The organism is Bradyrhizobium sp. LTSP885, assembly GCF_000938305.1.
In the GTDB taxonomy this organism is placed as follows: Bacteria; Pseudomonadota; Alphaproteobacteria; order Rhizobiales; family Xanthobacteraceae; genus Bradyrhizobium.
In genome coordinates this window covers 401,048-424,479 of the sequence record NZ_JYMT01000043.1, presented here as the reverse complement: position 1 = coordinate 424,479, position 23,432 = coordinate 401,048, and the positions used below count along the sequence as shown (strand labels likewise).

26 protein-coding genes are annotated in these 23,432 nt (G+C 65.0%); 9 read left to right on the top strand and 17 right to left on the bottom strand.

The window, feature by feature from the left end; translation table 11 throughout:
* Position 1: 1 nt before the first annotated feature.
* Positions 2 to 2,101: a M3 family metallopeptidase gene (locus tag UP09_RS36045; protein WP_044543222.1), complete on the bottom strand. Its 2,100-nt coding sequence runs from the start codon at positions 2,099 to 2,101 to the stop codon at positions 2 to 4.
* Positions 2,102 to 2,230: 129 nt separating this feature from the next.
* On the opposite strand from UP09_RS36045, the gene UP09_RS36040 reads away from it, so the two are divergent.
* From UP09_RS36040 to UP09_RS36020, 6 genes are all read left to right on the top strand, one after another.
* Positions 2,231 to 2,491, top strand: coding sequence for a hypothetical protein (locus tag UP09_RS36040; RefSeq protein ID WP_044543141.1), 261 nt, complete (start codon positions 2,231 to 2,233; stop codon positions 2,489 to 2,491).
* A 666-nt stretch (positions 2,492 to 3,157) separates the two neighbouring features.
* Entirely contained in the window at positions 3,158 to 4,300 is a 1,143-nt protein-coding gene (locus UP09_RS36035) for a type III PLP-dependent enzyme (RefSeq protein ID WP_044543140.1), read from the top strand.
* Positions 4,301 to 4,428: 128 nt separating this feature from the next.
* Positions 4,429 to 5,010 carry a GNAT family N-acetyltransferase gene (locus tag UP09_RS36030; protein WP_044543139.1) on the top strand — a complete coding sequence of 194 codons (582 nt, stop codon included), beginning with the start codon at positions 4,429 to 4,431 and terminating at the stop codon, positions 5,008 to 5,010.
* A 10-nt stretch (positions 5,011 to 5,020) separates the two neighbouring features.
* A complete protein-coding gene (locus tag UP09_RS38325) occupies positions 5,021 to 5,188 on the top strand; it encodes a hypothetical protein (RefSeq protein ID WP_197082799.1) in 168 nt (55 codons plus the stop codon).
* Positions 5,189 to 5,266: 78 nt separating this feature from the next.
* Positions 5,267 to 5,656: a RidA family protein gene (locus UP09_RS36025; protein ID WP_044543138.1), complete on the top strand. Its 390-nt coding sequence runs from the start codon at positions 5,267 to 5,269 to the stop codon at positions 5,654 to 5,656.
* 46 nt (positions 5,657 to 5,702) lie between these two features.
* Positions 5,703 to 7,145 carry a homospermidine synthase gene (locus tag UP09_RS36020; RefSeq protein ID WP_044543137.1) on the top strand — a complete coding sequence of 481 codons (1,443 nt, stop codon included), beginning with the start codon at positions 5,703 to 5,705 and terminating at the stop codon, positions 7,143 to 7,145.
* Between the two features lie 62 nt (positions 7,146 to 7,207).
* On the opposite strand, the gene UP09_RS36015 is transcribed toward UP09_RS36020, so the two are convergent.
* The 10 genes from UP09_RS36015 to UP09_RS35975 form a co-directional block, all read right to left on the bottom strand.
* Complete coding sequence (locus UP09_RS36015) at positions 7,208 to 7,948, bottom strand: acetoacetate decarboxylase (protein WP_044543136.1); 741 nt, start codon at positions 7,946 to 7,948, stop codon at positions 7,208 to 7,210.
* Positions 7,949 to 8,064: 116 nt separating this feature from the next.
* The gene (locus UP09_RS36010; RefSeq protein ID WP_044543135.1) at positions 8,065 to 8,397 is read right to left on the bottom strand and encodes a hypothetical protein; all 333 of its coding nucleotides are present in this window, start codon (positions 8,395 to 8,397) and stop codon (positions 8,065 to 8,067) included.
* Between the two features lie 75 nt (positions 8,398 to 8,472).
* Positions 8,473 to 9,189 (bottom strand): MgtC/SapB family protein, encoded by a 717-nt coding sequence (locus UP09_RS36005; protein ID WP_044543134.1) that lies wholly within the window; start codon positions 9,187 to 9,189, stop codon positions 8,473 to 8,475.
* 9 nt (positions 9,190 to 9,198) lie between these two features.
* Complete coding sequence (locus UP09_RS36000; RefSeq protein WP_044543133.1) at positions 9,199 to 10,215, bottom strand: WD40 repeat domain-containing protein; 1,017 nt, start codon at positions 10,213 to 10,215, stop codon at positions 9,199 to 9,201.
* On the bottom strand, positions 10,215 to 11,258 hold the full coding sequence (locus tag UP09_RS35995) for a CobW family GTP-binding protein (RefSeq protein WP_044543132.1): 1,044 nt from the start codon (positions 11,256 to 11,258) through the stop codon (positions 10,215 to 10,217). The genes UP09_RS36000 and UP09_RS35995 overlap by 1 nt, the downstream gene beginning before the upstream one ends.
* A 55-nt stretch (positions 11,259 to 11,313) precedes the next feature.
* Complete coding sequence (locus UP09_RS35990; RefSeq protein WP_044543221.1) at positions 11,314 to 12,186, bottom strand: metal ABC transporter substrate-binding protein; 873 nt, start codon at positions 12,184 to 12,186, stop codon at positions 11,314 to 11,316.
* Between the two features lie 5 nt (positions 12,187 to 12,191).
* Entirely contained in the window at positions 12,192 to 13,061 is an 870-nt protein-coding gene (locus tag UP09_RS35985) for a metal ABC transporter permease (protein WP_044543131.1), read from the bottom strand.
* 5 nt (positions 13,062 to 13,066) lie between these two features.
* Complete coding sequence (locus UP09_RS35980) at positions 13,067 to 13,822, bottom strand: metal ABC transporter ATP-binding protein (protein ID WP_044543130.1); 756 nt, start codon at positions 13,820 to 13,822, stop codon at positions 13,067 to 13,069.
* A 3-nt stretch (positions 13,823 to 13,825) separates the two neighbouring features.
* Positions 13,826 to 14,023, bottom strand: coding sequence for a hypothetical protein (locus UP09_RS38700; RefSeq protein WP_082070421.1), 198 nt, complete (start codon positions 14,021 to 14,023; stop codon positions 13,826 to 13,828).
* A gap of 768 nt (positions 14,024 to 14,791) precedes the next feature.
* Positions 14,792 to 15,151 carry a hypothetical protein gene (locus tag UP09_RS35975; protein ID WP_156164949.1) on the bottom strand — a complete coding sequence of 120 codons (360 nt, stop codon included), beginning with the start codon at positions 15,149 to 15,151 and terminating at the stop codon, positions 14,792 to 14,794.
* A gap of 56 nt (positions 15,152 to 15,207) precedes the next feature.
* Here UP09_RS35975 and UP09_RS35970 point away from each other — a divergent pair, with 56 nt between their 5' ends.
* Positions 15,208 to 16,611 carry an MFS transporter gene (locus UP09_RS35970; protein WP_044543128.1) on the top strand — a complete coding sequence of 468 codons (1,404 nt, stop codon included), beginning with the start codon at positions 15,208 to 15,210 and terminating at the stop codon, positions 16,609 to 16,611.
* A 136-nt stretch (positions 16,612 to 16,747) separates the two neighbouring features.
* On the opposite strand, the gene UP09_RS35965 is transcribed toward UP09_RS35970, so the two are convergent.
* Positions 16,748 to 17,665 (bottom strand): LysR family transcriptional regulator, encoded by a 918-nt coding sequence (locus UP09_RS35965; protein ID WP_044543127.1) that lies wholly within the window; start codon positions 17,663 to 17,665, stop codon positions 16,748 to 16,750.
* Positions 17,666 to 17,919: 254 nt separating this feature from the next.
* Here UP09_RS35965 and UP09_RS35960 point away from each other — a divergent pair, with 254 nt between their 5' ends.
* Both UP09_RS35960 and UP09_RS35955 read left to right on the top strand, forming a co-directional pair.
* Positions 17,920 to 19,233: an MFS transporter gene (locus UP09_RS35960; RefSeq protein WP_044543126.1), complete on the top strand. Its 1,314-nt coding sequence runs from the start codon at positions 17,920 to 17,922 to the stop codon at positions 19,231 to 19,233.
* A gap of 21 nt (positions 19,234 to 19,254) precedes the next feature.
* Positions 19,255 to 20,328, top strand: a complete 1,074-nt coding sequence (locus tag UP09_RS35955) for a tartrate dehydrogenase (RefSeq protein ID WP_044543125.1) — start codon at positions 19,255 to 19,257, stop codon at positions 20,326 to 20,328.
* A 346-nt stretch (positions 20,329 to 20,674) separates the two neighbouring features.
* Here UP09_RS35955 and UP09_RS35950 read toward each other — a convergent pair whose 3' ends face one another.
* The 5 genes from UP09_RS35950 to UP09_RS35930 all read right to left on the bottom strand — a co-directional run bounded on the left by UP09_RS35950 (position 20,675) and on the right by UP09_RS35930 (position 23,367).
* A complete protein-coding gene (locus UP09_RS35950; RefSeq protein ID WP_044543220.1) occupies positions 20,675 to 21,163 on the bottom strand; it encodes a DUF2852 domain-containing protein in 489 nt (162 codons plus the stop codon).
* Positions 21,164 to 21,293: 130 nt separating this feature from the next.
* On the bottom strand, positions 21,294 to 22,001 hold the full coding sequence (locus UP09_RS35945; protein WP_044543124.1) for a TetR/AcrR family transcriptional regulator: 708 nt from the start codon (positions 21,999 to 22,001) through the stop codon (positions 21,294 to 21,296).
* A gap of 88 nt (positions 22,002 to 22,089) precedes the next feature.
* On the bottom strand, positions 22,090 to 22,458 hold the full coding sequence (locus UP09_RS35940) for a YciI family protein (RefSeq protein WP_044543123.1): 369 nt from the start codon (positions 22,456 to 22,458) through the stop codon (positions 22,090 to 22,092).
* Between the two features lie 44 nt (positions 22,459 to 22,502).
* Positions 22,503 to 22,928, bottom strand: a complete 426-nt coding sequence (locus tag UP09_RS35935; protein ID WP_044543122.1) for a YciI family protein — start codon at positions 22,926 to 22,928, stop codon at positions 22,503 to 22,505.
* A 13-nt stretch (positions 22,929 to 22,941) separates the two neighbouring features.
* Positions 22,942 to 23,367: a YciI family protein gene (locus tag UP09_RS35930; RefSeq protein ID WP_044543121.1), complete on the bottom strand. Its 426-nt coding sequence runs from the start codon at positions 23,365 to 23,367 to the stop codon at positions 22,942 to 22,944.
* Positions 23,368 to 23,432: the final 65 nt, after the last annotated feature.

Sequence of the window (23,432 nt, the reverse complement as noted above, 5' to 3'; positions counted from 1 at the left end):
TTCAGGCCGCCTCGGGCGTCTCGAGCAGGCCGCGGCGGCGCAGCAGCGCGTCCGGCTCGGGCTCGCGGCCGCGGAAGGCAACATAGGCTTCTTCGGGATCGCGCGAGCCGCCCGACGAATAGATGTCGTCAAGCAGCCGCTTGGCGGTGGCGGGATCGAAGATGTTGCCGGCCTCCTCGAAGGCGCCGAACGCGTCGGCGTCCATCACCTCCGACCACATGTAGCCGTAATAGCCGGAAGCATAATGGTCGCCAGAGAAGATATGGCCGAACTGGGTCGGCCGATGACGGAGCGAGATTTCGGCGGGCATGCCGATCTTCTCCAGCTCCTGCTTCTCGAACGCCCGGACGTCGCGGCTGGCGGCCGCCGGCTGGGTGTGGAATTCGAGGTCGATCAGCGCCGAGGAGACGAACTCCACGGTGGCAAAGCCCTGGTTGAATTTTCGCGCGGCAAGGAAGCGCTTGAGCAGGTCATCCGGCAGCGGCTCGCCGGTCTGGTAGTGCCGGGCGAAGCGCTGCAGCACTTGCGGCTGCTCCTGCCAGTGCTCGTAAAGCTGCGACGGCAGTTCGACGAAGTCGGTGAACACGGAAGTGCCCGACAGCGAGGGATAGGTCACGTCAGAGAGCATGCCGTGCAGGCCGTGTCCGAACTCGTGGAACAGGGTCCGCGCGTCGTCCGGCGACAGCAGCGACGGCGCGCCGTCGGCGCCCTTGGCGAAGTTGCAGATATTGAGGACCAGCGGCGCGATGTCGCCGTCGAGCTTCTGCTGGTCGCGCAGCGAGGTCATCCAGGCGCCGGAGCGCTTCGAGGGCCGCGCGAAGTAGTCGCCATAGAACAGCGCCTTGTGCTTGCCGGCGCGATCCTTGACCTCCCAGACCCGGACGTCCGGATGCCAGACCGGGACGTCCTTGCGTTCCGCAAAGGTGACGCCGAACAGGCGGGTGGCGCAGTCAAAGGCCGCCTCGATCATGTGGTCGAGCACGAGATAGGGCTTGATCGCGGCATCGTCGAAATTAGCGCGCCGCTGCCGGAGCTTTTCGGCGTAGTGGCGCCAGTCCCACGGCGCCAGGGCGAAATTGCCGCCCTCCTCGGCGATCAGCGCCTGCAGCGCGTCGCGGTCAGCGAGCGCCCGCGCCCGCGCCGGCTTCCAGACCCGCTCCAGGAGGCCGCGGACGGCCTCGGGCGTCTTGGCCATGGAATCCTCAAGCCGGTACGCCGCGTAGGTCGGGAAGCCCAGGATCTTCGCGCTCTCCTCGCGGAGGCTGAGGATCTCCACGATGGTCTCGTTGTTGTCGTTGGCATTGCCATTGTCGCCGCGGGCGGCGAAGGCCTTGTAGACCTTCTCGCGGAGGTCGCGGCGGGTCGAGCTCTGCAGGAACGGCTCGACCGAGGAGCGCGACAGCGTCACGATCGCCTTGCCGGGCTGGCCGCGCTGTTCCGCCGCGGACCTGGCTGCCGCCACATATGTGTCGGAGAGGCCGCCGAGGTCGCCTTCGCCGAGCTCCATCGACCAGTCCTGCTCGTCGCCGAGCAGATGGTGGCTGAACGAGGTGCCGAGATGGGCGAGCCGCTCGTTGATCTCGGCCATCCGTGTTTTTGCGGACTCGTCGAGCCCGGCGCCGGCACGGTGGAAGCGGGTGTAGGTCCGCTCCAGCAGCCGAATCTCCTCCCCGGTCAGGCCGAGCGTGGCGCTCTTCTCGTGCAGCATGGCGATGCGGCCAAACAGCACGGCGTTCATCATGATCGGATTCCAGTGCCGCGCCATCCGGAGCGACACATCCTTGTCGATCTCGAGGATCGCCGGGTTGGAGTGCGCCGAGACCAGGTCGTAGAACACGGAAGCGACCTTCGAGAGCAGCTTGCCGGAGCGCTCCAGCGCGGTGACGGTGTTGGCGAAGTCGGGCAGCCCCGGATCATGGGTGATGGCGGCGATTTCAGCCGAATGGTCGGCGAAGGCCTGCTCGAAGGCGGGCAGGAAATGCTCCGGGAGAATCTCGGCGAAGGGCGGCGTCTCGAACGGCGTCTGCCATGGCTTCAGGAGGGGGTTGGCCAAAGTCTGGACCTTGTTCTGGACCTGGGCCTGCGCGCTGGTTTCTGACATCAGATGTCCCGTTTTCGCCTTGAAAATGTGGCCCAATCTATATCACGCGATACGGCATTTTTGGGCCTTTTGCGCTTGATAGATGGGCACTTTTCGGAGAGATTGCGCCCCCTGAACAGGACCTATTCGATGAGCATGCAGCCCACCACCACAGCCAAGCGCGAGATCCTCTGGCCGAGCGTTATCACCGTCATCTCGGCGGCGATCCTGATCGGCGCGGAAGTGTTCGGCGCAGCGTTCGCCGGCGGCTGGGCGCTCGCGATCCTGCTCGGGCTCAACGACACCGGCGCCCACATCCTGCAGGCCGTGCTGTTCGCCGTCGGCGTCCTGATCATGATCGCCTTCATCCGCGCCGCGCAGCGCGTCGAGCCGTTCACGCGCCGCGCCTGACGCGCGTTTCAAGAAAGCGCTGCGGCACAGGGCCCAAACGCACACGCTTCGTTAGTCAATCTTAACAGACGTTCATCTTCTCGACGCCTCGGCGTGTGCCATGCGCGGCATTGCAAGCTCACGTTAGGGAAATCTGTCGCTATCGCAAAAAAAATCTTGCGAACCAGAGTCAAAAGACTTATTTCCCCTTTGCCCAATTTCGCACGTGCCTGTGGTCGTGTGTCAGTCGGTAGGTATCCGGACAAGAGGCCGGACAGCCGCCAAGGGGTGGAAGAACCGAGGGTTGCCCACGTCCGTCAGGACACGAGGCGGCCAGCATCTCTCTCCAGGGATGCCGTTGAAGGTCTCACCACCCTTTGCAACCGTGACTGGCAGCCGGAGGCGAACCGGCGCACCCCGCTCTCAACGGGGGACGCGACTTAAAGCAACGACGGATCGGGCTTTTTTGGTCTCTACCGGCAGTCCAACGCCGGCGCGGGCTACTGAAAAGGCTTGTCCTTCATTGCCAGGTGTGCGGGCGGGAAACTCTCCCAACCAATCCACGGCAGCTCAGTCTGGTTTGAGTCTTTTGGCTTCGTTGCGCCTCCATCGCGCAATTGGGCCAGAGCGCTCTTATCCGACGTCACGTTGACGCGGTTCCCGTCGCTGGGACCGTTGGAGAGTGCTATGACCGAACGTATCCAGGAATTCCTGCGCAACCGCCGCAGCGAGGGCCAAGACACCGAGCCGTGCCTCGTCGTCGACCTCGAAGTGGTGCGCGACAACTTCCAGACCTTTGCGAAGGCGCTGCCGGACAGCCGCGTGTTCTACGCGGTGAAGGCAAACCCGTCGCCCGAAGTGCTGTCGCTGCTGGCCTCGATGGGCTCCTGCTTCGACACCGCGACCGTTGCGGAGATCGAAATGGCGCTCGCTGCCGGTGCGACCCCGGACCGCATCTCCTATGGCAACACGATCAAGAAGGAGCGCGACATAGCGCGCGCCTTCGCGCTCGGCATTCGGCTGTTCGCGGTCGATTGCGCCGCCGAGGTCGAGAAGGTCGCCCGTGCCGCTCCCGGCGCCAAGGTGTTCTGCCGCATCCTCTATGATTGCGCCGGCGCCGAATGGCCGCTGTCACGCAAGTTCGGCTGCGATCCCGAGATGGCGGTCGACGTGCTCGACCTCGCCAAGCGCGTCGGGCTGGAGCCGTGCGGCATCTCGTTCCATGTCGGCTCGCAGCAGCGCAAGGTGAAGGCGTGGGACCGCGCGCTCGCCATGGCGTCGAGCGTGTTCCGTGACTGCGCCGAGCGCGGCATCAACCTCACCATGGTCAACATGGGCGGCGGCTTCCCGACCAAGTACCTCAAGGACGTTCCTCCGGTCCTGCAGTACGGCCGGTCGATCTTCCGCGCGCTGCGCAAGCATTTCGGCAACCAGATCCCGGAGACGATCATCGAGCCGGGCCGCGGCATGGTCGGCAACGCCGGCATCATCGAGACCGAAGTCGTTCTGATCTCCAAGAAGAGCGACGAGGACGAGGTGCGCTGGGTCTATCTCGACATCGGCAAGTTCGGCGGTCTCGCCGAGACCATGGACGAGTCGATCCGCTACGCCATCCGCACCCCGCATGACGGGGCGGACATGACGCCGTGCGTGCTCGCAGGTCCGACCTGCGATAGCGCCGACGTGCTGTACGAGAAGCTGCCGTATCCGCTCCCGGTGACGCTGGAGATCGGCGACAAGCTGCTGATCGAAGGCACCGGCGCCTATACGTCGACCTACTCGTCGGTGGCGTTCAACGGCATTCCGCCGCTGAAGACCTACCACATCTAAGCCGCCTCCTTTTAGAGGCCTGACGAACCGGGAGCCGGCCAGCCGGCTCCTTCCCTGTCATTTTTGACTTTCTGAACGACGCTTGCCGCGGCGTGCAAACCGCCGTTGCAAGCGAGGACTGACGTGCCATGACTGCTAAACGGAACACCCCCGTTGCCCTCATTCGGACTGCCGCTCCGTTCGCGATCCGCGCGGAACGAGCCTCCGACGTCGTCGCGCGCGAAGCGCTGCTGGATGCCTGCTTTGGCGACAACCGCCATGCACGCACCTGCCAGCGACTGCGCGACGGACGCGCGCCCGCCGAAGGCCTTAGCCTCTCGGCCGTGCGCAAGGACGGCCGGCTGGTTGGAACCGTGCGGTTGTGGCACGTCAGCGCGGGGGGCCGCGCTGCGCTGATGCTGGGGCCGCTGGCGGTGGACGATTCCTGCCGCGGCCTCGGCGTCGGCGCCGCGCTGATGAAGCGTGCGCTGACCGTCGCTAAAGCGCGCAGCCATGGCGCCGTGATCTTGCTCGGCGATGCGCCCTATTATGCCCGGTTCGGCTTCTCGGCCGCCAGGACCGGCGCGCTGTCGCTGCCGGGCGCCTTCGAGCGCGAGCGGCTGCTCGGGTTGGAATTGAGCGAAGGCGCGCTCGACGGCGCCTGGGGCATGATCACGCCGACCGGTGCGCTGCTGCCCAAGGCGCCGCTCGCCGTGCCGCAAGCGGCTTGAGGCGGCCGCCATGTCCGAGGGCCTTCAAGCAACCGACGTCGCGCGCCCGCGTTTGCGCAGCCTCGTCACCACGATCGTCTTTGTCCTGATCTCTGTCATGATCGTCAGGGACATCCTGATCCGGCGCTGGGCGGGCACGCCGCCCGCGCCGCCGGACACCACCCAACAGTCCCGCTGAGCCCGCCGCAGGGGTTGCGCGGGCGTGCGAAATGCCCGTAAACCCCGCGCAAAGCTCCCTTCAGTCGAGGTCCCGAATATGCCCCGTCGCCTGATTTCCACCGGCTCCCCTCTCGAGAAGTCCGTCGGCTACAGCCGCGCGGTGATCGATGGCGATTTCGCCTTCGTCGCTGGAACCACCGGCTATGACTACACCACGATGACCATGCCATCGGATGTCACGAGCCAGTCACGGAACTGCTTCAAGACCATCGAGGCTGCCCTCAAGGAGGGCGGCTTCGCGATGGCCGATATCGTCCGCGCGACCTACTACGTCACCGACGCCAACTACGTGGATGCCCATTTCGCCGTCTGCGGCGAGGTCCTCGGTGACATCAGGCCGGCTGCGACGTTGCTGGTCGTCACGGCCCTCGCCAAGCCCGAGATGAAGGTCGAGATCGAAGTCACCGCCAAGCGCCGCAGCGCCTGATCCACCGCAACACCAACGACCAAGCACTTTCCGGAGAAACTATCCCATGAGCCCCGCCTCGCAGATCTACGCGAAGATCACCGGTCCCATCGTCATGGTCGGCTTCGGCTCCATCGGCAAAGGCACGTTGCCGATGATCGAGCGGCATCTCGATTACGACAAGTCGCGCATCACCGTGATCGATCCCAAGGACGAGGGCCGCAAGGCACATTGCGAGAAGCACAATGTGAAATTCATCCAGCAGGCCGTGACCAGGGACAATTATCGTGACTTGCTGACCCCGCTGCTCACTGAAGGCGGCGGCCAGGGTTTTTGCGTCAATCTCTCGGTCGATACCGGCTCTACCGACATCATGGAGCTCTGCAACGAACTTGGCGCTCTCTATATTGACACCGTCAATGAGCCCTGGCTCGGCTTCTATTTCGATTCCTCGAAGGGCCCGGAGGCGCGCTCCAACTACGCGCTTCGCGAAGTGACGCTGGCCGCCAAGAAGGCGCGCCCCGCGGGCTCGACGACGGCCGTCTCCTGCTGTGGCGCCAATCCCGGCATGGTCTCCTTTTTCGTCAAGCAGGCGCTGCTCAATGTCGCCGCTGATCTGAAGCTCAATGCCCCCAAGCCGAAGACCAAAGCCGAATGGGCCGACTTGATGCGGCAGGCCGGTATCAAGGGCATCCACATTGCCGAACGCGACACCCAGCGCTCCAAGTCGCCGAAAGAGCCTGATGTCTTCGTCAACACCTGGTCGGTGGAAGGTTTCCTGTCGGAAGGCGTGCAGCCGTCCGAACTCGGTTGGGGCACCCATGAAAAATGGATGCCCGAGAATGCGCATACCCACGAAGCTGGCTGCGGCGCGGCCATCTATCTGATGCAGCCCGGCGCCAACACGCGTGTGCGCACCTGGTGCCCGACCCGCGGCGCGCAGTATGGCTTTCTGGTCACCCACAACGAGTCGATCTCGATCGCCGATTACTTCACGGTGCATGACGCGTCGGGTAAGGCGATCTATCGGCCGACCTGCCACTATGCCTATCATCCGGCCGACGATGCCGTGCTGTCGCTGCATGAAATGTTCGGCCGCGCAGCGAAGATGCAGGAGAAGCACCACATCCTCGATGAGAACGAAATCGTCGATGGCATCGACGAACTCGGCGTGCTGCTGTTCGGCCATGACAACAATGCCTACTGGTACGGCTCGCAGCTCTCCATCGAGGAGACCCGCAAACTCGCGCCCTATCAGAACGCCACCGGCCTGCAAGTGACCTCCGCCGTGCTCGGCGGCATGGTGTGGGCGCTGGAAAATCCGACCGAAGGCATCGTCGAAGCCGACGAGATGGATTTCGATCGTCTGCTGGAAATCCAGTTGCCGTATCTCGGCCCGGTGAAGGGCTATTACACCGAATGGACCCCGCTGACGGATCGGCCGGGACTGTTTCCGGAAGATATCGACACGAGCGACCCCTGGCAGTTCCGGAACGTTCTGGTGCGCTGAGGATCAACGCCCTCCTGCGAACAAAATGCCCGGCTCACGCCGGGCATTTTTTTAGACGCCGCTCACTTCGCCAGATAGTCGAATGCCACCGATCCCAGGCCGAGGGTGAGGTCGGCCTTGTAATGCAGCGCCGACACCACCTCGCGCACCGGTAGGCGGGCGACGTCGCAGAGCGCATGGGGAAACAGGCCGAGCGCGGCAGGGCCGGTCCAGGCTTCCTTCAGCGTGATGTCATCGAGATGAAAGCGCACCAGCTCGCAGATCCGCGGGGTGCCGTCGACATGCGGAATGATCTTCAGGATGAAATTCGGGGCCTTCATCGCATTCAGCACGGTGTCATGGTCGACCTTGCGGTGCTTGTAGCCCATGGTGGCGGAGGCGCAGAGCACCGAGCCATAGTGCAGCGAGCCGACCAGCACGTCGCTTTCGACCGCGATCTTGGGCCGTGCCAGCTTCTTCGGAAATCCCCACAGCTCGCGGCCACCGGCGATCGGGGCCTCGTCGTCGAGATACATCGCGTGGGTGTAGGCGCCGACCTCGCCCTTGAAGCGGACCGGGATCACCTGCCCGGTCTCGGTGTAGTCGCCGAAGCCGGTTGAATCAGGCATCCGGATGAATTCGTACTTCACGACAGGCTCGACGATCTCGAGCGGCTCCGGCACCACGGCGGCGAGCGCATCCGGGTCGGTGCGGTAGGTGATGATGAAATATTCGCGGTCGTAGAAGCGATAGGGCCCAGGCGGGAACGCCGGGTTGGTGAGCGGCATCGAATAGGCGTTGCGCCTGACGTCGTCGATCTTCATGGAAGGCCCCATCTGTCGTTGCGTGACCGGGATTATGGGGGGAGACGGCGACGGAGGCGAGAGCGGATAATCGGCAGGATCAGTCAAATGCGCGTCACAATGCGCATCGCGCGCCTCTATTTCTGATTGATCGGCGCTGCGGTCTTTTCGGCGGGCGCCGGCGGCAGCACCGGCTTGGCACCGGCCTTCTGCGCTTGCGCGTCCGGTTGTGCAGGCTCCGGAGCCGGCGTGGTCGGACGCTCGCCGCCAGGCCTTGATTCGGCCGGGAGCGCCGTCGTCTCCGGCGCCGGCGTGCCTTGCAGCGGCTGCGTCGCCTGCGCGATCCGCTGCGGCGGGGCCGCGTTGATCGCGCGCAATGAAAGGCCTGAGATCGCTGCGCCCGTCGCCACCAGCGCAACGGCGATCAGCATGCCGTTCCGCAACGTTCTCTTGGTTTGGTCCGCAGCCATTCGTGCACCCGCGACTTGTTCGCGACGTCAACGATCCTGCTCCGGCATGGTTCCGTGGCGTCAGGCCGCGGGAACTCAGTCTGCGGTGTTGCTCTCCCAGGTCGCGTGACGCACGCCGGGCTGGCGCTCGATATCGGTGACCACCGCATTAAGCTCGTGGGGATCGATCGCAGTAGAGACCAGCGTCGCCACGATCTCCAGACGATCCTCGCCGATCTCGGCCACGGCGACATCGGCGACCGGATAGTTCGCAGCTTCGAGCTTCTCCACCAGGCGGTCGCGCATCGTGGGTAGCGCATCGGTCGAGACCGCGACCTTGACGTAATAGGTCGCCTCCGAGGCCTTCTCGTTCAGCGGGATGCGGTTGATGGCGTTGACGAGGGGGCGCAGCAGCGTGTTGCCGGCGATCACGAAGACGGTCAGCGCCACCGCCTGCGCGACCAGATCGGCACCGGCGCAGGAGCCGACCGCCGCCGAGGACCACAGCGTCGCCGCAGTGTTGAGGCCGCGCACGTCCATGCCCTGCTTCATGATGACGCCGGCGCCGAGGAAGCCGATTCCCGACACGACATAGGCGATCACCCGCACCGCGCCGTCGGCGCCCGCCAGATGCATCGCCAGATCGACAAAGGCCGCAGCGCCAACCGCGACCAGCACATTGGTGCGCAGCCCCGCGGTGCGCTGCCGGTACTGCCGCTCCGCCCCGATCAGCGTGCCGAGCACGAAGGCGGTGGACAGGCTCACCAGCGTGTCGAGGAAGTCGGCGAGCTGGAATGTGGTGAGAAATCGCATGGCGATCTCTTACATTTCCAAAATGCCCGCGTCACCATCTTCCGCGCCGAACGCCAATAGCGTCCCCTTGGCATTCCACGCCAACCCCGAGATCGGGGCGCCGCCGGTCCGCCGCACCAGGATCTCCGCGCCGTCGTCGAGGCGGACCATCAGCACCACACCGTCGCTATAGCCGACCGCCATGATGTCGTTCTTCGGATGGCAGGCGACGACAGACACCCGCGCCGGCATCGGCGCCAGCATCGCCGGCTCCTTGCCCATCGGGCCGTCCTTGCTGGTGAACGGCCAGACGATCACGCTATCGGCGCCCGAGGTCGCGAGCCCCTTGCCGCCGGCGCTCCACGACATCGAGCGCACGCGGCCGGGATAGCCGCTCATTCGCATGTGCCTGCTGTCGGCGAGCCGCCAGCCATGCATCGCCGCTTCGTGCATCGCGGTCACCAAAAATTTGTTGTCCGGGCTGAACATGACGGCGAGATGCGAGCCGGCCCATTCGAGGAATTCCGGATTGGCCGCCATGTTGGGAAACCACAACGTCACGCCATTGTAATGCGCGATCGCAAGCCGCACGCCCTTCGGCGCGAAGGCCAACCCGCCGACGGTGGACGGCACCTCGAACGTCTTGTCCTCGCCTTTGGCGCCGCGGACGAAGGCGGTCTTGCCGACCGACCACGCCACCGTGCCCTCGCCATGCAGCGCGACATTGTCGATCCAGCGCCGCTTGGCGTCGGTCACAATCGTAGAGGTCTCGCCCTTGGCGTCGATGGTGACCAGCTTGCCGTCATCGCCGCCGGTGACGATCCGCTTGCCGTCGGAGGCCGCGCACAGGATCGCGCCGCCATGGACCGGCGTGCGCGTGATCTCGCCGTCGGCGGTCACGATCGCGATTGTCTCCTCGGCGCCGACGAAGAAGGCGCGATCGCCGAGGAAATGCACCGAGCCCACGGCCGCGCCGAGCGGGGTCAGCTTGACGCGATCGGTAATCGAAACGATGGAAGGCCCGTCGGGCGCGTCGAAGTCCTTCATCACGAGACGATGCAGCGCTCGAAGCCGTCGCGGATCGCCTGTTCCGGCAATTCGCGACCGATGAAGACGACCCGGCTCTCGCGCTTCTCGCCGTCCTTCCATTTTCGCTGGTGATCGCCCTCGAGCATCATGTGGACACCCTGGAAGACGTAGCGGTCGTCGTCGCCGGCAAACGCGAGGATGCCCTTCGAGCGCAGGATCTTCTGACCCTCGCTGGCAACGAGCTGCTGCAGCCAGGGCATGAACGTGGTCGGGTCGAGCGGCTTGTCCGAGCGCAGCGACAGCGATTGCATGTCCTCGTCGTGATAGTGCTTCAACCCGCCATGGCTGTGGCCGTGATCGTGATGATGGTCGTGGCCGTGATGATGATCGTGGTCATGATCGTCGCCGGTTTCGAGGAAGTCAGGCTCGATCTCCAGGATGCGGTCGAGATCGAACGCGCCACGCTCCAGCACGTCGGAAAGCTGAACCTTGCAGCGCTCGGTGCGATGCAGTTTTGCGTAAGGATTGATGCCGCGGATGCGGGCCTCGACCTCGGCGAGCTCCGCCTTTGACACCAGATCGGTCTTGTTCAGCACGATGACATCGGCAAACGCGATCTGGTTCTTGGCCTCGGGCGCGTCCTTGAGGCGGTCGCTCAGCCATTTGGCGTCGGCGACGGTGACGACGGCGTCGAGCCGCGCGTTCTTCTGCACGTCCTCGTCGACGAAAAACGTCTGGGCGACCGGCGCCGGATCGGCGAGGCCTGTGGTCTCGACGATAATGGCGTCGAACTTGCCCTTGCGCTTCATCAGCCCGTCCAGGATGCGGACGAGATCGCCGCGCACCGTGCAGCAGACGCAGCCATTGTTCATCTCGAACACTTCTTCGTCGGCACCGATGATCAGATCGTTGTCGATGCCGATCTCGCCGAATTCGTTGACGATGACCGCGTATTTCTTGCCGTGGTTTTCCGACAAAATACGATTCAGCAGCGTGGTCTTGCCGGCGCCGAGATAGCCGGTCAGCACGGTCACAGGGATTTTTTGCGAAGCTTCAGCCATAACAACTCCGAAGAACTTGGGATGCCGCGCTCAACCCGGCAGGGAGGCCCCTGCCCTAGTCGGCGAGCGCGCTGGTCAGGGCCTTTATATTGTGCCTGACCATATCAATGTAAGTGGGCGCATCGCCCTTTTCGCCCGTCAAACTGTCCGAGTAAAGGCTCCCTCCGACCTTGGCGCCGGTCTCGGCCGCGATCCGCTCGATCAGGCGCGGATCGCTGATATTTTCGAGAAAAACTGCTGGAATCTTTGCAACTCTAATCTGGGTGATGATTTCAGCGATATCGCGCGCGCTGGGCTCGGAATCGGTGGAGACGCCGAGCGGCGCGATGAACTTGATACCATAGGCATCGGCGAAATAACCGAAGGCGCCATGGGTCGAGATCACCTTGCGCCGTGCTTCCGGTATTTTTGCCACCGCTTCCCGCACCTCGCGGTCCAGGGCGTCGAGCTTGGCCAGATAGGCCTCGGCATTGGCCCTGAAAACAGCGGCATCGCCAGGGGCGACCGCAATCAGGGCGTCGCGGATGTTGCCGACATAGATCTTTGCGTTGACCGCGGATTGCCATGCATGCGGGTCCTCGTGGCCGCCGACCTGCCGAGCGGTAATCCCGCGGGTCGCGACCGTAACAGGCGCCTTGCTGCCGGAGGCCTGCAGCAGCCGCGGCATCCAGCCCTCGAAGCCGAACCCGTTGACGACCAGGAGCCTGGCATCGGCGATCTTTTTCGCATCCGCCGGCGTCGGCGCATAGACATGTGCGTCGCCGTCGGGCCCGACCAGCGCTGCTACCTCGACCCTGTTACCACCGACATTGCGGACCATGTCGGCGAGGATCGAGAAGCTCGCGACCACGTTGACGCGGCCCTCGGCGCGCGCCGCAGATGTCGTCATCACCAACGCCAGACAGATCAGCCCGATCAACCGTCGCATCGCCGTCATGCCTCAAGATGCCGGCCGGGAAACAGCTGCCGGACCAGCCCGCTGACATTGCCGAACAAGAGCGAGACGATGTAGAGCCCCGCCGCGACCAGGATGATCGCGGGACCGGACGGGATCCGGGTCTGATACGACAGCACGAGCCCGGCATAGCCCGACAGCATCGCGCTCGCGACCGCGATGCAGATCATGGTGGTGATGTCGCGCGACCAGAACCGCGCGATGCCGGCCGGCAGGATCATCAGGCCGACGCCGAGCAGCGTGCCGAGCGCATGGAAGCCGTTGACGAGGTTGATCACGACCAGCGCGAGGAACGCCAGATGCGCCGGCGCACCGGCCCGGCTCACCGTGCGCAGGAACACCGGATCGACGCATTCGATCACCAGCGGGCGATAGATCACTGCGAGCACCAGCAGCGTGATCGTCGCGTTGAAGGCGATCACCAGCAGGGTCTGGTCGTCCATCGCGAGGATGTTGCCGAATAGCACGTGCAGCAGGTCGATATTGGTGCCCTTGATGGACACGATGGTGACGCCGAGCGCGAGCGAGACCAGATAGAAGGTCGCGAGCGATGCGTCCTCCTTCAGCTCGGTGTTGCGGGCGACGAGGCCTGCCAGCAGCGCGACGGTGAAGCCTGCGAGCAGGCCGCCGACCGTCATCGCAAACAGGCTGAGCCCGGAGACGAGGAAGCCGATCGCGGCCCCCGGCAGGATCGCATGTGCCATGGCGTCGCCAACCAGGCTCATCCGGCGCAGCATCAGGAACACGCCGATCGGCGCGCCGCCGAGCGACAGCGCGATCACGGCCGCGAGCGCGCGGCGCATGAACTCGAATTCGGTGAAGGGCGCGATCAGCGCGTCGTGCAGCATGGCGATCAGGCGGCCCTTGAGCGCGGATCGGCCGCGCAGGCTCCGGCGGTGTCGTCGAAGGCCTCGCACATCCGCATCGCCACCATCAAATTGTCAGGCGTCAGCGCCTGCGCGGTCGGCCCCCATTCGACGGGCCCGCGCGCGAGCAGCAGCGTTTCCGGGAAATTGTTGCGGACCATGTCGAGGTCGTGCAGCGCCGCCAGCACCGTGCGCCCCTCGCCGTTCCAGCGCTTCACCAGCGCCAGCAGGTCGGCAGTGGTCTTGGCATCGATCGCGTTGAACGGCTCGTCGAGCACGATCAGGCGGGCGTCCTGCAACAGCACGCGGGCGAACAATATGCGCTGCATCTGCCCGCCCGAGAGCGTGCCGATCGGCCGGTTCTCGAAGCCGTTGAGGCCGACCGCGGCCAGCGCCGCCAAGATACTGTCGCTCGCGGCCTTGCCGATGCCGCCGAAGAAGCCGGTTAAACGCCACAGCCCGGTGCCGACAAAATCGAACACCGAGATCGGGAAGCTGCGGTCGATATCGACGGTCTGCGGCAGATAGGCGATATCCCTGTGATCGAGCCCGTCGAGATCGATCACGCCCGACAGCGGCTTCAGCACACCGGCAATGCCGCGCAGCAGCGTCGACTTGCCGGCCCCGTTCGGACCGATCACGGCGAGCAACGCGCCGGCCTCAACCGCACCATTGAGATGGTGGACCGCCGGGTGGCGGTCATAACCGAGCGTGACATCGCGGAATGTGACGAGCGCAGCCACGGATCACCTCATCGCCAGCCAGACAACACCCCACAGGCCCACGCTGACCGCCAGCGCCGCCGCCAGGCGGGCCGGAACCGTCATCCGCAGGATCGACCAGGGCGCAACCTGGGCCGGATGCGGCGACGCCGGGCCGTGGCTGTGCCCATGGGGGGCCTGGCCGGGGTGGTGGGCGTGGTCGTGGGAATGGGTATGGGACATGGGGAATAGTGTTATATTATAACATAACGTGAGTCTATCGCGGTGCCCCTCACGGGTTGCCGATCAGCAGCGCGAAGATCGGGATGCCGCGGCGCGGGCTCCAACGCCTTTAACCGCTTGTTCGGTGTCATCACCCGCATGCGGGTGATCCAGTATTCCAGAGGCGCCTGAGTTCAATCTGAGAGGCCGCGGCGTACTGGGGCGCCCGGTCCATGTGCGCAATTGCGCACAGGCCGGGCGATGACACCGTGGATGAGAACGCAGTTTTGTATTCTCGCGACATGATTTGCCCGAGCTTTGCATTTCGTTTCGCCCTCTCATGAACAGAGGGCGCAGGGAAAGCCGGGTGCACGCTGCACCCGCGGTCTCGTGTGCAAGGGTGGAATAGAAACGCACACGAGCATACAGGTTCAGCGGAGGCACTCCGGCTTTCCCTGCGCGATGGGTTACGGCTTATACGTGCTCTCCCCGGTGAGCGCTTGGTTGCCACCGTTGTCTCTGGGAAGCGTCAGCTTCTCAAAAACTTTCCGCCTGCATTGCAGCGTCAGGACCACACGACTTCGCCGTCCGCGTCATGCGCACTCGTCTGTTGCGCAATCCGCGTCCACCGCATCCCACCGCGCGTTCGTGACGTGCGCTCGCCCCTCATTCGGGTGGGACGGGCATATCTATACACTGAGTTGCCCTTCGGATAAAGCGAAATATTTTTCGCGGTGGAGCTTGCCATGTCGGGCAACTCAGAGGTAGGGGGCGAACCGGCCGGGCGCGTCACTGCGCCTTCGTTTCCGTGTCCGTGTCGTAAACCACGCCGCAGGTCCTGTGCGCGTAGCAGGAGCGCAGGTGGCATCGGTCATCCATCGCGCAGCCGCCGTAGATGAGGGTGAAATAGCCGAGGACAGCAAAGGCGGTCGCGCCAAGCAAGCATTTGGTCCAGGCATCCATGACGGCCTTGATCCCTTCGTCGGCGGCAGTTTGCGCGCACAGATACGTCTTTGTGCGATCGGACCGCAAACAGGTTCGGGTTCCCTCCACCCGGCAACCGACCGGCCGGTCGCCGTATCCCAGCCTCGGATTGACGACCGAACGCCAAAGAAGCCAGTCCTGCTGACACCACGCTGTCAGCAGCACCGGCGTACGACGCTGGCTGCGCCTGCAGCCTGGGACGCGTTTCGGGAGAAGACGGCATGCACGACCGGACATCCCAGCTCGCGCAAGAGCGATCGGGCCTGATCACACTCACGCTTGGCCTCGGCGTTTTCCTGATCCCGTTCGACGTGACGGCCGTCGTGGTTGCGATGCCCGGCATCGCGAAGGACCTCGGGTTTGCCGTGGCCGGCTCCGCCTGGGTCATCGACGCCTACAGCCTGGCGTTGACGGCCGCGCTGCTGGCATCGGGCGCGCTTGCCGATCGCTTTGGCCGAAGGCGCGCGATGCTGGCCGGCAACGCGGTGTTCCTGCTGGCGTCGATCGCCTGCGGCGCGGCGGCGAACGGCCCGCTGCTGCTGGCGGCCCGGGTGGTGCAGGGCATCGGTGCGGCCTTCCTTATCACCGGCGCAATCGCACTCGTCGCGAACGCATTTCCAAACCATGATCAGCGGGCGCGCGCGTTCGGCACCATCGGCGTGATCTCCGGCGTTGCCATGGCGCTGGGCCCGACCCTGGGTGGCCTGCTCGCGGCGTGGTTCGGCTGGCGCTGGATCTTTTACGCCAATATCCCGTTTTGCCTGGCACTGGCTTTCGCCGTGCCGCACGTTATTGGCGAGACTCGTGAGGTCGTCGGGCGTCCGCTCGATCCCCTGGGCATCGTGCTGCTGACGCTGTCGCTGGGCCTCGTGATCGATGCGCTGCTCCGACGCGATGCCTCGTTGGCCATCAGAATCGCCGGCCTGGTCGCCGGCGCGACCGTGGCTTTGATGTTCGTTGCGCAGCAATGGCGCAGTCCACATCCGGTTCTCGATCCGCGTGTGTTTGCGGCACCGGCCATGATCGGGGTCGGCGCGTTGCTGACCTCCATTCAGTTTGGCTACTGGGCCGTGCTGGTCTATCTGCCGCTGTTCCTGAGCACCGGCCTGGGCGCAACCATGGAAGTGGCGGGCGCGGCGCTGCTGGCGGCAACCCTGCCAATGCTGGCGGTGCCTCTGCTGGGCGGCCGGTTTGTGACGCGATGGGGCTGGCGGCGCTTCTTCGTCGCAGCCTTTGGGATCATCGCGTCAGGCGACGCGCTGCTTGCGGCAGCCGCGCTCTCGGACAGCCCTGCGATGCGCCTTGCCGCAACGATCGCCGGAATGCTGACGATCGGCGTCGGCGCCGCGCTGGCAAATCCGCAGATGAGCGGCGTTGCTCTCGCGCTAGCCCCGCCGGCGCAGGCTGCGATGACCTCGGCCGTGACGATGATCGTCCGTCAGGCCGGCTTTGCCATCAGCATTGCCGCGCTGGGAGCAACGCTTGGAACGACCGGCATGGTGGCGGCGTTTGCGGTGCCATTCGTCCTCTCCGCAATCGGAGCCATCGCCGGCGCGGTCGCTGCCGCCAACCTGTTTCCTGCTGCGGAGGCCGAGGCGTTAGAAAGCCCGGCGGATCAACGCTAAAGGCGCGCCCCTATCCCTTCGTCATTCCGGGGCTCGCGGAGCGAGAGCCCGGAATCCATTTCACTGCAGGTGATGCGGCACGATGGATTCCGGGCTCGACGCTAACGCGTCGCCCCGGAATGACGGGGAGAGACATTTACGCCTCGCGCGCGTAGGTCTTCAACCTTGCTTCGAGCACGGCGATCACCTGGTCGCGGATCGGATCGCGCGAACCCTTCAACCAGGCGGCGGCGAGCGGCAGGCGGCCCGTGCTGCTGCCGCGCTTCAGCCTGAGCGGCACGAAGCGGACGCCCGAGACGGTCATCCGCGAGGTCCAGCGGGGCACGATGGCCACGCCGAGCCGCGCTGCGACCATGTTGACGATGGTCTGCTTCTCGTCGGCGATCTCCTGGATGCGCGGCGTCAACCCAGCCTCGTCGAACAATTTGACCGTGAGATCGTGGCTGTGCGGCCGCGAGCGGCGCTCCGGCACGATCAGGGGCTGATCCGCGATATCAGCCAGCGACACGAATTTTCGCTGCGCCAGCGGATGCTTCCGCGACAACGCGACAACGGCGGTTTCCTGCAGCAGGGACACGAACTCGATGCGCTTGTCCGGCCGTTCCGGCGGGCGCACGAAGGCGAGATCGAGCGCGCCCGACAGCAGCTTTGGCAACAGCCGGATGGTCTTCTCTTCGAGCAGCTGCGCGGCGATTTCCGGATGCGCGGCGCGGAGATCGCGCAGCAAAGGCGGCAGCAGGCCGGCCGCGGCGCTGTCGATCGCGCCGATCCGGAATCGCCGCGTCGACGGCTTGCGCAAGCGTCCGCGGAAGCTATCCTCGATCGCCTGCGCACGATTCAACATCGCGCGGCCGTCGCGCAGCAGCGTCGCGCCGTCCTCGGTCAGCGACACCGCGCGCGTGGTCCGTGCGAACAGCCGGACGCCGAGGTCCTCCTCAAGCAGCTTGATGTGGCGGCCGAGCGCCGACGGCAGCATCTGCAGCCGCTGCGCCGCACGGCCGAAATGCAATTCCTCGGCGGCGGCCACGAAGCAGCGGAGCTGGTGCAGTTCCAAGGCGATGGTTTCCTTATGCTCGTGGCCGCCTACCCGCCGTCATTGCGAGCGAAGCGAAGCAATCCATTTGGCACCGCATGCGCGGAGCGATGGATTGCTTCGTCGCTTCGCTCCTCGCAATGACGACCAGGGATTATATCATTTTTTTGTATAAACCCGCGCGGATTGAATCGCAAAGGTTCGGCGCCTTAACCTGCCCGCTGGCACGGTGAATGCGCCCTGCCCCAACAAGAACAGCAACCCAGGGGAGGCCCATGGCCGGCGAGCTCGAGACGCGCGTCCTGCGCAAGATTACGCTCCGCATCGTGCCCTTCATCATGCTGCTCTACTTCGTGGCCTTCATCGACCGCGTCAACATCGGCTTCGCGTCGCTGACAATGAACAAGGACATCGGCCTGTCGCCCACGGTGTACGGCTTCGGCGCCGGTATCTTCTTCTGGGGCTACTTCCTGTTCGAGGTGCCCTCCAACATCATCCTGCACAAGATCGGCGCCCGGATCTGGATCGCGCGGGTGATGATCAGCTGGGGCCTGGTGTCGGCAGCGATGGCGCTGGTGCAGGGCGCGACCAGCTTCTACGTGCTGCGCTTCCTGCTCGGTGCGGCGGAAGCCGGCTTCTTTCCCGGCATCATTCTGTATCTGTCCTACTGGTTCCCGGCACGACAGCGCGCGGCCGTCACCGCGCTGTTCATGGCGGCGGCGCCGCTGTCGACCGTGCTGGGCTCTCCGGTCTCGGGCGCACTGCTCGAGATGCACGGCTTCCTCGGCTTCAAGGGCTGGCAATGGCTGTTCGTGCTGGAGGCGGTGCCGGCCGTGCTGCTCGGCTTCGTCGTGCTGGGCTTTCTGACCGATCGGCCGGAGCAGGCCAAATGGCTGGCCGATGACGAACGCGCCTGGCTGGTCAAGACGATGAAGGCGGAGAATGACGGCAAGGCCGCGACCGCGAACCACAGCATCTGGCGCGGTCTCGCCGATCCGCGCGTGCTGGCGCTGTCGCTGGTCTATTTCGGCACGTCCGCGGGGCTCTATACGCTCGGCGTGTGGGCGCCGCAGATCATCAAGGCGTTCGGCCTGTCGTCGCTCCAGGTCGGTTTCCTCAACGCGGTGCCTGCAACGGTCGCGGTTATCGCCATGATCCTGTGGGCGCGGCATTCGGACCGCACCGGCGAACGCAGCTGGCACGTCGTGCTCGCCTGCCTGGTGGCAGCTGCGGGACTGGCGCTGGCGGGATTGTGGACCGGCCTTGCCGCCGTGATCGCGGCGCTGACGCTGGTCAATATCGGCATCTCCTCGTCGAAGCCGCCGCTGTGGAGCATGCCGACCATGTTCCTGTCGGGATCGGCGGCCGCGGCCGGCATCGCCACCATCAACGCGATCGGCAATCTCGGCGGCTTCGTCGGGCCGGCGATGATCGGCTGGATCAAGGACCAGACCGGCAGCTTTGCCGGCGGTCTCTACTTTGTCGCCGGGCTGCTGGTGCTCTCGGCGGTGCTCACGCTGCTGCTATCGCGCGCACAGGGCGCGTCCACCAAATCCGAGCCTCAACCCACTCCTTTGCAAACCCGCTAATCACAGATCCGGAGACATCCCATGCGCACCCATTCCATCGCCGCCATTCCCGCCGACGGCATCGGCCCCGAAGTCATCTCCGCAGGCGTCCGCGTGCTGGAGGCACTGGCGAAACGCACCGGCGACATCAGCTTCAACGTCAAAACCTTCGACTGGGGTTCGGACTATTACAAGAAGCATGGCGTGATGATGCCTGAGGATGGACTCGCCCAGCTCAAGAAGTTCGACGCGATCTATTTCGGCGCGGTTGGCGCGCCCGATGTGCCCGATCACATCACGCTGTGGGGCCTTAGGCTGCCGATCTGCCAGGGCTTTGATCAATACGCCAATGTGCGGCCGACCAAGATTTTGCCGGGCGTTGCCTCGCCGCTGCGCAATGTCGGCGTCGGCGATCTCGACTGGGTGATCGTGCGCGAGAACTCCGAAGGCGAATATGCCGGCATGGGCGGCCGCGCCCACCGCGGCCTGCCGGAAGAGGTCGGCACCGAAGTGGCGATCTTCACCCGCGTGGGCGTGACGCGGATCATGCGCTATGCGTTCCAGCTGGCGCAGTCGCGGCCGCGCAAATTCCTCACCGTGGTGACCAAGTCGAACGCGCAACGCCACGGCATGGTGATGTGGGACGAGATCGCCGCCGAAGTGGCGCAGGAATTCCCCGCCGTGACCTGGGACAAGATGCTGGTCGACGCCATGACGGTGCGGATGACGCTGCATCCGAAAAGCCTCGACACCATCGTGGCGACGAATCTGCACGCCGACATCCTGTCAGACCTCGCCGGCGCGCTGGCCGGCAGCCTCGGCGTGGCACCGACCGGCAATATCGATCCGCAGCGCCGCTTCCCCTCGATGTTCGAGCCGATCCACGGCTCGGCCTTCGACATCACCGGCAAGGGCATCGCCAACCCGGTCGCGACGTTCTGGACCGCGGTGCAGATGCTGGAGCATCTCGGCGAGAACGACGCAGCAGTGCGGCTGATGGCGGCGGTGGAGAAGGTTTGCGCCGCCGGCGTGCTGACGCCCGATGTCGGCGGCACGGCGACGACGAAGCAAGTCACGGACGCGGTGATCGACGCGATCCATGGGTCGAATGTGTAGGAAGCGGGTGCGTCGCCGCGTGTCGTGAGGCGAGCACGCCGGCCGGGCTCCCTCCCCCTTGCGGGGGAGGGTTGGGGAGAGGGGCGCCGCTTGCTCCGCTCTCCGTTAGAAACCACGACACTCGCTACGCAGGTTGATGAAATCGCACCTCGTGCATCTCGCCCGGGGCCACCCCTCTCCCCACCCTCCCCCACAAGGGGGGAGGGTGCGCAATCCGCGTGCTCACCTCACGATGCTGTGCTCCAAAACGCAAACCGCCCGCTTGCTGTTCGCAAACGGGCGGCCCAGGGCCATCAGGTTCTATGGGGGCACATCGCCTGAAGGCTAGCTTGTTGCGGCTCGCGCCTTAGTTCTGCGGCGGCGGCTGGTCGTTCGGCTGGGTCGGACTGGGCTTGTGCTGCGCCATGAAGGCGTCGAACTCTTGCTTGTCCTTGGCGTGGCGCAGGCGATCGAGGAAGTTCTTGAACTCGACCTGCTCTTCCTCGAGCCGGCGCAGCGTCTCCATGCGGTACTCGTCGAAGGCGCGGTTGCCGCTGGTGGGCGCACCGAAGCCGCCGAACGGGAAGCCGCCGCGCTCCATGTGGTTCTTCATCCGATCCATCTTGTACTGCATGCGCTCCATCTTGTTCGCCCAGCGATCCGAGTGACTCCAACAGGCCATTTTTCTGCTCCCGAGTGTGAAAAAGAGAAGCGCGAGACCGATCGGCCACCACATGATGAAGCCGAGGATGATCAGTGCGATCTTGAGGGGATGCCACGGCGTCACGAACATGGGCGGGCGGTACTGGTCTTCCGCGGGGCCGCGCCAGCGATTGACATCTGCGGTGTAGGCCATTTCCTTCTCCATCACGGCATCACGCCGTTGTGAATGTAAATAACATTTACATAGATAGCCGAGCCGTTGGGAAAGTCAAGCAGAGCGGATGACGCACCCCTCCAATTATTTTTGCAGTTCGCTTTGAACCTTATTTCGGTTTGCCCCACGGACCCGCCGGCTTGTCGTCCGAAACTGCTGCTCCGGGCCGGCGATCGGTCGGGAAGCCGAGGCCACGCAGATAGATCAGCACTTCCGCCTCGAGCAGATCCTCCGGCGACATCGGCAGCTTGCGCCGTGCGGCGTCGCCGCGGCCGAACAGCGAGGCGACGCCGTGCGACATCGACCAGATGTGCAGCGCCATCATCATCGCCGGCGGGCGCGGCATGCCTGGCGGCGCCAGCGCGGCGAGCCGCTCGGCGGCGGCGCGGATGATCGCGAAAGCGCGCTCGCTTGCAGCCATCAGCGTCGGATTCGCATCGGCCGGCAGGCCGGATTCGAACATCGCGGAATAGAAAGCGGGCTCCTGGCGCGCGAACGCCAGATAGGCCTTGCCGACGCGCTCGAACGCCGTGACGGTGTCCGGGCGGCCGTCGTCCCAGGCCTGGGTCAGCAGCGCTTCGAACTGCTCGAAGCCGCGCTGTGCGATGCTGGCGATCAGTTCGTCACGGTCGCGGAAATGCCGGTACGGCGCCGCCGGGCTGACCCCGGCCATGCGCGCGGCATCGGCGAAGGTGAAGCCGGCCGGCCCCTTCTTCGTGATCAAATCGAGGGCGGCCTGCAGCAACGCCTCTTTCAGATTGCCGTGATGATAGCCGCGCTCGGCGCGGCCGTCGTCCTTGTCCTTGCGCCAGCTCATGTGAACGGTCTTTACATGAGCCGGCGCGAAAGGTCACTACAAAGCACCGTTAACCGGGATTAACGGACTGTTCGCTGTGGAGACCTGATTACCGGCCGGGAATCGGCAGCACCGGCATGATCTCGACCGCCTCGCCGGGGAAAATCGCGAAATGCGGGTGGTTCTCGAACAGTTTGGCCGCTGCCTCCTGCGAGGGCGCGCGTACCAATGTGAAGCCGGTCAACAGATTGGTGATGTCGGCTGCGCCCTTGGCGTCGACCTTCGTGGTCTTGCCGAGCGGGCCGCCGATCTCGACGATCACATCGTGATGCTTCTCGACCCAGGCGCCCCACGCCGCCATGCCCTGTTGCTCCTTGGCCTTACGCTCGGCCTCCGGCAGCTTGTTCCAGGCCGCCATGCGCGCGCCGTCCTTGCCGCCGCCGAGATAGACCGCGAGAAATGTGTTGGTGGTGCTCATCTGCTTGCTCCCTGTGGGTGATGGATTGACGATCAGTTGGTGGTTTAGCGAAGTGCGTTGCCCCAACCGCCTTGCGGATGTTCGAAGGTCGCGGCGGCCTCTCGGACCTCTTCCGGGAAGTCCGCCATCTCCTGCACCTGGCGGATCTCGATGATCTCGCTGGTGGAGGCCGGGCATTTCCTGGCCCATTCGATCGCCTCCGCACGCGAGGCGACGTCGATCATCCAGAAGCCGCCGATCACTTCCTTGGCCTCGGTGAACGGGCCGTCGGTGACGACGGGCTGGCCTGACGCAAACGAGACCCGCGCGCCGGTCGCCGGCGGGTGCAGGCCTTCGAGCGTGATCAGCACGCCGGCGTCCTTCAGCGCCTGATTGTATCGCATCATCGCGGCGACGCGCTCGGGGTCGAGATCGAGCTCGGCCGGTGCGCTCTCGTAACCGAGTGGGATCATCAGCATCATGAAACGCATGGTGTTGCTTCCTTTATTTTCGCGTCACGTCTTCGACCTGCGCACGCAGGCGTTCGCCCTGCTCGCGCAGTTCCGGGGTCAGGGCGTCGCCGAAATCATCAGCCGCAAACACCTGGCGGATTTCGATCTCGGAACCACCGTCGAACGGCGCGCGCTTCATCCAGCCGATCGCCTCATCCAGCGATTTGGTCTCGATCAGCCAGAAGCCCGCGACGAGATCGTTGGACAGGCTGAACGGACCGCGCGTCACCGTGCTCTCTCCGCCGGCATATTTGACCCGCGCGCCCTTCACGGTCGGGTGCAACCCCTCGCCCGCCTGCATCACGCCGGCCTGGACCATCTCCGCGTTGAACTTGCCCATCGCGGCCAAGAGCTCCGTGCTCGGCATCATGCCGGCTTCGGTATCCTTGTCGGCCTTTACGATCACCATGAACTTCATCGTCCTGCTCCGTTGTCTGTCGTGCGGGCCGGTCTCAATGCCGGCACTCGGCTGAAAGACGAAGG